General features: G+C 73.8%; 8 protein-coding genes and 1 pseudogene. All 9 read right to left on the reverse strand.

Annotation, left to right across the window (positions count from 1 at the left end):
* Positions 1 to 55: 55 nt before the first annotated feature.
* Entirely contained in the window at positions 56 to 529 is a 474-nt protein-coding gene (locus ACQ9ZG_RS17970; protein WP_109915343.1) for an NUDIX hydrolase, read from the reverse strand.
* Positions 526 to 1,782: a CHAD domain-containing protein gene (locus ACQ9ZG_RS17975; RefSeq protein WP_499280841.1), complete on the reverse strand. Its 1,257-nt coding sequence runs from the start codon at positions 1,780 to 1,782 to the stop codon at positions 526 to 528. Before ACQ9ZG_RS17975 ends, ACQ9ZG_RS17970 begins: the two co-directional genes overlap by 4 nt.
* On the reverse strand, positions 1,769 to 4,063 hold the full coding sequence (locus tag ACQ9ZG_RS17980; protein ID WP_084993489.1) for an RNA degradosome polyphosphate kinase: 2,295 nt from the start codon (positions 4,061 to 4,063) through the stop codon (positions 1,769 to 1,771). Before ACQ9ZG_RS17980 ends, ACQ9ZG_RS17975 begins: the two co-directional genes overlap by 14 nt.
* A gap of 446 nt (positions 4,064 to 4,509) precedes the next feature.
* Positions 4,510 to 5,484 carry an ABC-2 membrane transporter-related protein gene (locus ACQ9ZG_RS17985; RefSeq protein ID WP_109916525.1) on the reverse strand — a complete coding sequence of 325 codons (975 nt, stop codon included), beginning with the start codon at positions 5,482 to 5,484 and terminating at the stop codon, positions 4,510 to 4,512.
* Positions 5,481 to 6,395, reverse strand: coding sequence for an ABC transporter ATP-binding protein (locus ACQ9ZG_RS17990; RefSeq protein ID WP_109916526.1), 915 nt, complete (start codon positions 6,393 to 6,395; stop codon positions 5,481 to 5,483). Before ACQ9ZG_RS17990 ends, ACQ9ZG_RS17985 begins: the two co-directional genes overlap by 4 nt.
* A gap of 221 nt (positions 6,396 to 6,616) precedes the next feature.
* Positions 6,617 to 7,018: pseudogene (locus tag ACQ9ZG_RS17995) on the reverse strand (GntR family transcriptional regulator); the annotation flags it as partial.
* A 107-nt stretch (positions 7,019 to 7,125) separates the two neighbouring features.
* A complete protein-coding gene (locus ACQ9ZG_RS18000) occupies positions 7,126 to 7,449 on the reverse strand; it encodes a MerR family transcriptional regulator (protein WP_109916528.1) in 324 nt (107 codons plus the stop codon).
* Between the two features lie 531 nt (positions 7,450 to 7,980).
* The gene (gene mshD, locus ACQ9ZG_RS18005) at positions 7,981 to 8,904 is read right to left on the reverse strand and encodes a mycothiol synthase (protein WP_028419693.1); all 924 of its coding nucleotides are present in this window, start codon (positions 8,902 to 8,904) and stop codon (positions 7,981 to 7,983) included.
* Between the two features lie 238 nt (positions 8,905 to 9,142).
* The gene (locus ACQ9ZG_RS18010; protein ID WP_028419692.1) at positions 9,143 to 9,772 is read right to left on the reverse strand and encodes a hypothetical protein; all 630 of its coding nucleotides are present in this window, start codon (positions 9,770 to 9,772) and stop codon (positions 9,143 to 9,145) included.
* Positions 9,773 to 9,789: the final 17 nt, after the last annotated feature.

Below are 9,789 nucleotides of genomic sequence, written 5' to 3' on the forward strand. Positions count from 1 at the left end.
GGTGCCGGGTCCGGCACCCGCCGGGCGTCCCGTGCCTCCCGGGCGCGGCGGCGGCTCAGGCGTCGGGAAGCGCGTCGGGAAGCGCGTCGCTAAGCGCGCCGGGGAGCGTGTCGATCAGCGCGGTGAGCTGCTCGCGGTCGCGCGGCTGGGTGAGGTGTACGAGGGCGGCCTCGGGGGCCAGCCACAGCAGGCGGTCCACCTCGTCGTTGGGTTCGAAGGCGCCGCCCGTCGCCTCGGCGGCCCAGTAGGCGACATCCTTGGGGCGGCCCTCCACGAGATACCGGGCGGTGGGGAGGCGGCGGCCGGGGGCGCAGTGGTGGCCGGTCTCCTCCAGGACCTCCCGCAGGGCGGCGGCGAGCGGGTCCTCGCCGCGCTTCAGCTTCCCTTTGGGAAAGGAGAGGTCGTCGTACTTCGGCCGGTGTACCAGGCACACCTCCACGCCGCCCTCCGGAGAGCGCCGCCACAGGACGCAGCCCGCCGCCAGGACGGTGTCGTCCTGGGCGCGGGGGCGCTGTCCGGGCGCGCTCACGGGGCCGTCACGGCCGTCGCGTACGGCCAGGTCTCCCGGAACACCGCCCGCGCGGCCTCCACCTCGTGCCGCTGGTCGGCGTGGAGCACCCCGAGGGCGTACGCGGTGGCCGGGGCGATCCGTGGGGTGCGGGCCGCCGCTGCCGCCGCGGCGGCCGCCTCCGCCGCGTCCCGGTGCAGGTCCAGGGCGTGCCCGGCGCCGGTGAGGACCGGGTCGGCGGCCCCGAGGACGACCTCGTGGGCGTACCGGTGCAGCCGCAGCAGCAGACGGGCCTGGTGCCAGGCCGCGTCCTGCGCCTCGTTGTACGGCTCCGCCGACTCGTCGGCGGGGAGGGCGACCACCGCCGCGAGCAGCCGCTGCTCGGCGCGTTCGGCGGGCTCCAGCAGTGCTTCGGCGCCCCGGCCGGTGGTGCCGGGGGCCAGCGGGACGTCGGAGGCGAGGAGCGCGACCGCGTCGGCGACCGCGTGGAAGCGGGAGGAGCCGAGGGCCTGGAGCGCGGCGGAGTGGGCCCGGGTCCGGGCCAGGGTGAGCTGGCGTTCCAGCAGGGCCCCGGCGCGGGCCGCCCCGACGCCGAGGACGGCCCGGCCCTGGGCCTCCGGGGCTCCGGCGGTCCGGGCGGCGGCCGTCGTGGCCGGTGGGGTGCCCGGCTTGGTGGCGGGCTTCGTTCCGCGCGCCGCCGGGAGGGCGGCCCCCGAGAGCCGGCACAGGGCGTCGAGGAGGCGGGTGAGCCGCTCGGCGTAGGCGTGTTCGCGGGCGAGGGTGCCGGAGAGCCAGGCCAGTTCCGTACGGAGGTGGTCGGCCCAGACCGGGTCGAGGACGGTGCGGAAGGTGTGGAGCGAGCCGCTGATGCGCCGGGCCGAGCGCCGCAGGGCCCGGGCCGCCGCCTCGGCCCCCTGGCCGCCCGGGTCCGAGGGGGCGCTGTGCTCGCGGTGGAGCCGCAGGCTGCGCAGGAAGTCCGCCGCCTGCCCCTGGAGGTAGGGCGCGAGCACGGCCTGGGCGGTCACACCGTCGGCGGGGAGGGCGGGGGCGGTGTCGGAGGGTGGGGCGGGGACGGTGCCGACGGGGAGGGCGGGGGCGGTGGAGGGGCCGGGAACCGCGTGGTCCGGGCCGCCGCCCCCCGGACGCCCGGCTTCCGGAATCGCACGGGCCTCGGGAGCCTCGGGGGCCTCGGGGAGATCCGGAGACTCCGGGCCCGGCAGGCCCCCGTTCACGGTGGTGGGGCGGGTCGTCGTCGGGTGGTCAGGGCGTCGCACGCCTGCGCCTCCGGGCATCGATGAGCATCTCCTGGACGTGCCGCAGCGGCTGCCCCTCCGCGTCCGTGGCGTGCCGGGTCCAGTTGCCGTCGGGGCCCAGGTGCCAGGAAGAGGTGGTGTCGGCCATACCGGTCTCCAGGAGTCGGCTGAGTGCGGCGCGGTGGGCGGGGTCGGTGACCCGGACGAGGGCTTCGATCCGGCGGTCGAGGTTGCGGTGCATCATGTCGGCGCTGCCGAACCACACCTCGGGCTCGCCGCCGTTGCCGAACGAGAAGACCCGGGAGTGTTCGAGGAAGCGCCCGAGTATGGAGCGGACCCGGATGTTCTCCGAGAGCCCGGCGACCCCGGGGCGGATGGCGCAGATCCCGCGCACCCAGATGTCGACGGGCACGCCCGCCTGGGCCGCCCGGTAGCAGGCGTCGATGATCGCTTCGTCGACCATGGAGTTGACCTTGATGCGTACGTAGGCGGGGCGCCCGGCGCGGTGGTGGGCGATCTCCTTGTTGATCCGGGCGATCAGTCCGTCGCGCAGGGACTTCGGGGCGACCAGGAGGCGGCGGTAGGTCTCGCGGCGGGAGTAGCCGGAGAGCCGGTTGAACAGGTCGGAGAGGTCCGCCCCGACCTGCGGGTCCGCCGTGAGCAGGCCGAGGTCCTCGTACAGCCTGGCCGTCTTGGGGTGGTAGTTGCCGGTGCCGACGTGGGAGTAGCGGCGCAGGGTGTCGCCCTCCTGGCGGACGACGAGCGAGAGCTTGCAGTGGGTCTTCAGCCCGACGAGGCCGTAGACGACATGGCACCCCGCCTCCTCCAGCTTGCGGGCCCATTTGATGTTGGCCTGCTCGTCGAAGCGGGCCTTGATCTCGACGAGGACGAGGACCTGCTTGCCGGACTCGGCCGCGTCGATGAGGGCGTCCACTATCGGGGAGTCGCCGGAGGTGCGGTACAGCGTCTGCTTGATGGCCAGCACGTCCGGGTCGCCCGCAGCCTGCTCCAGGAAGGCCTGGACGGAGGTGGAGAACGAGTCGTACGGGTGGTGGAGCAGCACGTCGCGCTCGCGCAGGGCGGCGAAGATGTCGGGCGCGGAGGCGGACTCCACCTCGGCCAGGTCCCGGTGGGTGCCCGCGACGAACTTCGGGTACTTCAGCTCCGGCCGGTCCAGTGAGGCGATGGCGAAGAGGCCGGTCAGGTCGAGCGGGCCGGGCAGCGGGTAGACCTCCGAGTCGGACACCTTCAGCTCGCGGACCAGCAGATCCAGGACGTACGGGTCGATGGACTCCTCGACCTCCAGCCGCACCGGCGGACCGAACCGGCGCCGCATGAGCTCCTTCTCCAGCGCCTGGAGCAGGTTCTCCGCGTCGTCCTCCTCGACCTCCAGGTCCTCGTTCCTGGTGACCCGGAACATGTGGTGCGCCAGCACCTCCATCCCCGGGAACAGCTCCTCCAGGTGGGCGGCGATGACGTCCTCGATGGGCACGTACCGCTGCGGCGACGCCTCCAGGAAGCGGGTCAGCAGCGGCGGCACCTTCACCCGGGCGAAGTGGCGGTGGCCGCTGACCGGGTTGCGGACGACGACGGCGAGGTTGAGCGAGAGACCCGAGATGTACGGGAAGGGGTGCGCGGGGTCGACGGCCAGCGGGGTCAGCACGGGGAAGACGCGCTGCCGGAAGAAGGTGAAGAGGCGGGCCTGCTCCTTCTCGGTCAGATCCGGCCACCGGATGAGCTGGATCGACTCGTCGGAGAGGGCCGGGGCGATGTCCTGCTGGAAGCAGGCGGCGTGCCGGGCCATGAGCTCGCGCGAGCGGGTCCAGATGAGGTCGAGGACCTCGCGGGGCTGGAGGCCGGAGGCGGAGCGGGTGGCGACGCCGGTGGCGATGCGGCGCTTGAGGCCGGCCACCCGGACCATGAAGAACTCGTCCAGGTTCGAGGCGAAGATCGCGAGGAAGTTGGCCCGCTCCAGGATCGGAGTCGCCGGGTCCTCGGCCAGTTCCAGCACGCGTTCGTTGAAGGCGAGCCAGGAGCGCTCGCGGTCCAGGAAACGGCCCTGGGGCAGCTCGTCGCCGTCCCGGTCGGGCTCGTACGCGTCCGCGTCGGCGTCGAGATCGGGGTCCAGATCGGCGGCGGTGGAGAATCCGGCACCGCCGGAGGAGGAGTGCGCGACGGCGCGCGGCCGGTGCGCGGCGAGAGCGCCGACGGACGGCTGGGCCGGAGCGGCGGACGGCCGACCGGAGCCGGCGGACGGCTGGGCGGGCTGGACCGGGACCTCGGAGCTGGGCTGCTGGCTCATGAACCCATTGTTCCGCGTGGAGGGCGAAGCAGGCGCGTCGGAGCCGGGAAAGATCGCGGAAGGCCCGGGAAACCCCGTGTCGCGGTCCGGGGCGCGGTCCGGGACGTCCCCGGACGCGCCGCCCCGGGCTCTCCCGTTGCGGCGGGGGGCGGGCACAGCTGGCTGCATTCCGTGAGGGTCGCAAGGGCGTCTGAATAGCCGGTAACGGAGACATGACGTCCAGGAAGCGGTGTGCCTGCGGGTCGGTCGCCCGGTGACTGTACGTGACGGTTGTCGAATGCGTGTTCGCCGTCCGGGTCCACCCCTGTAGGACCCGGACGGCGAAGTGTGCGGAGAGCGGCACCGGCCGCGGCGGCGGCGATCTCGGGGCTGGAGGCGGTGCCCACAGCCGTGGGGCCCCGGCCGGGGGTGGCGCTCTCAGTCGTGGAGTCCTCGGCCGTGGGCCCTCAGCCGTGGAGGCGGCGCAGGACCCGGAAGGCGGCGAGCAGGGCGAGCGCGGCGAGGGCGAGCAGGATGCCGGTCTCGACGAGTTGGAGGGGCCAGTAGTGGGAGGCGGGGTGGTAGTGCACGTAGTTCTGCACGTCGTGTCCGGCCAGGCAGTCCCGGAAGTTCAAGGACGAGGTGGAGCAGGTGCCGGCGGGAAGCGGATCGCCTCCGGCCGTTGCGTAGCCCTCCTCGACGACGTACGACCACTTCGGGGCGGGGGAGGCGCCCTCCAGGGGATAGGTGGCCTTCACCATCGGCCAGAAGTGGAAGCGCACCGTGCTGAGCATCAGTGTCACCAGCCCGGATGCGGCCAGGGCCACCGCCAGCGCCGGAACCGTGCGGCGCAGCAGCAGCCCGGCGAGGGCACCCAGCGCCAGGGCCAGCAGCGCACCGGCCACCGGGACCGTGCCGGTCGCGCCGAAGGCCGTCGCCTGCTCCCAGACGGCCGGGAACGGATACGCGAGATGGGTCCTGGACCAGGAGAAGACGGCGGACAGCACCACGATCCCGCCGACCACCGGCACGGCGCAGGTGACGAGCCGCGCGGCCAGCCAGGCGGCGGGGGACGTCGACTGGCTCCAGGACAGCTTGATGCTCCCGGTCTCCCACTCCCTGGCGATCAGCGGGCCCGCGACGAAGGCCGCTATGACGGAGGGGAGCGCGATGAGGGCGAAGCCCGCGTATGTGAGCGACTGGTCGATACGGATCATTCGTTCGACGAAGTCGCGTGCCGGGGCGAAGCAGGAGTTGGTGTCGCTGGACAGGGTGCAGCCGGCGCTCGCGAGGTCTGCGGCGGCCCGGTCGGCCAAGAGGGCCACTACGGCCAGGCCGGCGATCCCCACGGCGACGGCCGCTCCGGCCACCCACAGGGTTCTCCGGTGCAGGCGCAGCACGACGCGGGCGGGCCCGCGCAAGGAGGCCACAGGAGTACTCATGCGGCAGCCACCGCCCGACGGGAGTCGTCGAGGCCCGCGCTCGGCGTGAGCAGCGGTGGGGCCTCCGGGGAGCGGAGGTGGGCGAGGAGCAGCTCCTCCAGGGAGGGTTCCGTGACGGCCCAGAGGGTCTCGTCGACGGGGCCCTCCTTCCGTACGAGAGCGGTGAGCTGACGTCCCGTCGTCCGGGATTCGACCACGGCGTGCGGGGCCAGTTCGCGGTCGGTGAGGCCGGTGACCAGGGCGTGGGCGGAGACGATGTCCTCGGCCTCGCCGCCGAGCCGGACGCGCCCGCCGTCGACGAAGAGCAGGAAGTCGCAGGCGCCCTCCAGCTCGGTGAGGATGTGCGAGGACATCACGATGGTGGTGCCGTGCTCGGCGGTCTCCGCCATCAGCACGCCCATCAGCTCATGGCGGGCGAGGGGGTCGAGGTCGGCCATCGGCTCGTCCAGCAGCATCAGTTCGGGCCGCTTGCCCAGCGCGAGGGCCAGCGCGAGCCGGGTCCGCTGCCCGCCGGAGAGCGTCCGGACCCGGGCCTTCGGCGGGAGCGGGGCGGCGATCCGCCGGGCGGCGTCGGCGTCCCACCGCCCCGGGTTCAGCTCGCCGCCCGCCCACAGCGTGTCGGCCACCGTGAGCTGCGGGTACAGGGGCTTGTCCTGGGGCACGTACGCGATCCGCCCGCGTACGGCGGCGGGTTCGGCGGAGCCGAGGACGGTGAGGGAACCGGCGTTCGGCCGGGCGAGTCCGGCGGCCAGGTTCAACAGGGTCGACTTGCCTGCCCCGTTGGGGCCGACGAGCGCGCAGACCCGTCCGGCGGGGAGCCGGAAGGAGCACCCGTCCAGCGCGGTACGCGTACGTCCTCCCCTCCCATAGGTCATGGTGAGGCCGCGTGCCTCGATCGCAGCGTCTGTCATCGGTCCGGATCCCCCTGGTGTGTGCTGGTGCTGGTCGTGCGGTCGTTGTGCGTGCCGTCGGTGCGCCTTCAGCCGCCCCGCGCGCTCCCCTTGCGCGTGCCGTTGCCGGACGCTCCCCCCTGCGTGCCTTTGGCCGTTCCGCCGCCCCGCGCGCCGTCGTGCGCGCCCTCGTACGGTCCGTGGCCGTGCGCGCCGTCGTCGTACGGTCCGGCGCTGTGCGCGCCCTCGTACGTGCTCTCCAGGACGGCCGTGAAGAGCGCGCCGACGTCGTCCTTCTCCAGCCCGGCCGACCGTGCCCGGCGGGCCCAGTCGGCGAGTTCGGCGCGCAGCGGCGAGTCGGCGGCGGAGGCCCCGGCCGCGCCGCCGAGTCTCCGGCGGACGAAGGTGCCGAGCCCGCGCCGCGCCTCGACGAGGCCTTCGCGCTCCAGCTCCCGGTAGGCCTTGAGGACGGTGTTCGGGTTGATGGCGGTGGCTTCGACGACCTCGCGGGCGGTGGGGAGGCGGTCCCCAGGCTCCAGAACGCCCAGGCGCAGGGCCTGCTTCGTCTGCTGGACGATCTGGAGGTAGGTGGCGACGCCGCTGCGCCGGTCGATGCGGAACTCGACCGCTGCGGATTCTGCCATGCACACCACCCTTTCACTAATTGAGTAGTGAAAGGGTGGCCTGGAAAAGGGGCGGCGTCAAGTGACGCCGCCCCTGCACGGGTTCGCCGGGACCTACCGGTCGGGGGTCACCGCGCCCGTGCGGCGCGCAGTTCCTCGTTGATGCGCCGGGCCTCTTCGAGCTGGTCCTCGAGGATGACGATGCGGCAGGCGTCCTCGATCTTCGTGCCCTGGTCGACGAGTTCCCGGGCGCGGGAGGCGATGCGCAGCTGGTAGCGGGAGTAGCGGCGGTGGCCGCCTTCGGAGCGCAGCGGGGTGATCAGGCGGTTCTCGCCGAGCGCGCGGAGGAAGGCGGGCGAGGTGGAGAGCATCTCGGCGGCGCGGCCCATGGTGTAGGCGGGGTAGTCGTCGTCGTCCAGGTTGTCGGTGGGGCGGGTACTGCGAGGGGGCATAGACCTCTTCTTTCGGGGACACGTCCGGTCTCGGGGCGTGCACACGTCGGGGGGCCCGAGCGCCGTGCGGCGCTCGGGCCCCGAGCTTTCAACACCATCTGCCGGCCGTCGCGGCCGGCCCTCTTTTTCCGCCGGTCCGCCGATGAGGGCGGGGGAGCGGGGATCGCGTATGCGTGACCGGGGACCACCTTCCGTTCTGGGGCCTGCGGTACCCGGGCGGTGTGCGCCTCGCCCGGGCGATCCTGATGGTGTCTGCTCCTTACCTCGGTCGGTTCGGTTCATCGGCCGGACAGGGCGAGTACGGTGTGCGCCCTTCGGGGTGCGTGCCCCCTGGGGCGCCAGGCTCCTGGGTCGCGTGGCCCCGGGAACCTCCCGGCCCGGCGGTCAGCGGGGGGACCCACCGTTTCCGGCCCCACCACTCCACTGCCGTGCCCTCTTCGCTGTCCGGCTGCAGGAGAAACACTAGACCCGTCAAAAGCGGGATGTCTACTCCCGCCACGACAGATTTTCTTTCGGTCGGAGGTGCGGGGTTCAGGACTCCGTGCGGTACATCAGGTCCACCTCGTGGGTGGTGAAGCCGATCCGCTCGTAGACCGTCACGGCCGCCGTGTTGTCCGCGTCGACGTAGAGCATCGCGGTGGGCAGCCCCTGGGCGGCCAGGTGGTGCAGGCCGATCGCGGTGAGCGCCTTGCCGAGGCCGCCGCCCTGGGCGTCGGGGAGCACACCGACGACGTACACCTCGCCCAGCTGCTCCTCCGCGTGCACCTTCGTCCAGTGGAAGCCCACGATCTCCCCGTCCCGCTCGGCCAGGAAGAACCCCTTCGGGTCGAACCACGGCTCGGCCTTGCGGTCGTCCAGGTCCTGCTGGGTCAGGGAGCCCTGCTCGGGGTGGTGGGCGAAGGCGGCGCGGTTCACGGCGAGCCAGGCGGCGTCGTCCCGGCCCGGCTCGAAGGTCCGTACGGTGACGCCTTCGGGCAGTACGGGCTCCGCCAGGTCGAGGGGGACCAGGCCGCGGCGGAGCTGGCGCAGCTCGCGGAAGAGGGAGAGGCCGAGTACCTGGGCCAGGTGCCGGGCCGCCGAACTGCCGCCGTGCGCCCAGACCCGCAGCCGCTTGCCGGTCGCGGCGAGGAGCGCAGCGCCCAGGGCCCGCCCGTGGCCGGTGCCGCGGCGCTCGGGGTGGACGACCAGCTCGGCGGCCGGGGCCTCGACCGGGTCGGTGTCCTCCAACTGCGCGTAACCGGCGAGGCTCCCCTCGCTGATGAGCAGGAAGTGGCGGACACCGACCCGGTGTCCGCCGCGGATCCGGAGCCTTCCCTGCTCGGAGACCGCCTGCCTGCCGTCGAACCGGGCGGCCTCACCGAGCAGTTCGAGGACGGCGTCGGCCTGTGCGGGGTCGAGTGCGTCGAGCGCCTGGATCTCGCGCCCGGGGGAGGGAAGGGGTGCGTCAGTCGTCATGGGACGAGCGTACGGGGGAGCGGGTGCGCGGCCGGGGTGCGTACGGGGACGGGCGGGGCGGCGGCCGCGCGGTCACCGGGACCACCAGGACCACCAGGGCCGCCGGGGCCACCAGGGCCGCCAGGATCACTGGGACGCCGGGACCGCCGGGGCCACCAGGATCACCGGGACGCCGGGACGCCGGGACCATCGCCCTATGCCCGCCCGTCGGATCACGTACTACACGTACTGCACGTACTCACCGCACCAGCGCGAACAGATGCGGGATCGCGATCACGAGGAGGGGCAGGGGCAGCCAGACGGCATAGGGCGGACCCCACGCGCGGGCCCCGGCCGTCCCGGTGGGGCGGAGTCCGGGGTGGCGCGCCATCACCATGAGGTGGTCGGCCGCCGCCTCCACGGTCACCGGCCGGCGCAGCAGCCGGGCCAGGAACGGCGGGAGGAAGGGCCCGGGCATCCGGTCCCCCACGCGGAGGCATCCGTCCCGCCGGGGTACGACGGTGCCGAGCTGGGCCCAGGGGATGTGGTCGACCGTGAAGAGGCCGGGGATCGCCACCCCGTCGCGGTCCGCGGTGATCTTCCACGCGGAGAGGCGGCAGTGGATCCAGACCCCCGCGGCCAGTCCCCACCCCCGGAAGAGCCAGTCCGCCCAGTCGAACGCGGCGGGATCCCGGTCGTACGCGAAGGGCCCGAACGCCACCAGCAGCACGAGCCACACGGCCGCGAGCAGCCGGCTGCCCACCCCGGCGCCCCACACCAGGGGCGTCGGCCCCGGGGCGAGTTCGCCCGCGAGCACGTCCTGCCGCGCCCGCCGCTCCCGGGCCAGAGCCCGGCGCCGGTCACGGCCGCTCTCCCGCGTCCACCCCATGAGGTCCGCTCCCTCTC

The organism is Streptomyces araujoniae, assembly GCF_050871195.1.
GTDB classification, from domain to species: Bacteria; Actinomycetota; Actinomycetes; order Streptomycetales; family Streptomycetaceae; genus Streptomyces; species Streptomyces bacillaris.